Annotated in this window: 1 protein-coding gene; it reads right to left on the minus strand. The window is 71.8% G+C overall.

All coding sequences use genetic code 11. The features are described from left to right. Window positions 1-400: condensation domain-containing protein (locus PUR26_RS01975; RefSeq protein WP_329868530.1), on the minus strand; the 400-nt coding region annotated here is incomplete at both ends.

A 400-nucleotide genomic window follows, 5' to 3' on the forward strand; every position in this document is an offset into this window, starting at 1 on the left:
AGGGAGCGGACGGGGTTGAGCTCTTCGACGAGCCGTTCGAAGGGGAGGTCCTGGTGGGCGAACGCCTCCAGGTCGGTGTCACGGACCCGGGCCAGCAGCTCGCGGAACGTCGGGTCGCCCGAGGTGTCGGTCCGCAGCACCAGCGTGTTGACGAAGAACCCGACCAGATCGTCCAGGGCCTCGTCCGAACGCCCCGCCACCGGCGTCCCGAGCGGAATGTCGCTCCCCGCCCCCAGCCGGGTGAACAACGCGGCCAGGACCGCCTGGCACACCATGAACACCGTCGCACCCGACGACCGGGCCAGCTCCACCACCCGGCCGTGCACCTCCGCCCCCAGCACCAGCGGAACCGCGTCACCCCGATGACTCGGAACCGCCGGACGAGCACGGTCGGCCGGCA

This window comes from Streptomyces sp. SP18CS02 (assembly GCF_036322365.1).
In the GTDB taxonomy this organism is placed as follows: domain Bacteria; phylum Actinomycetota; class Actinomycetes; order Streptomycetales; family Streptomycetaceae; genus Streptomyces.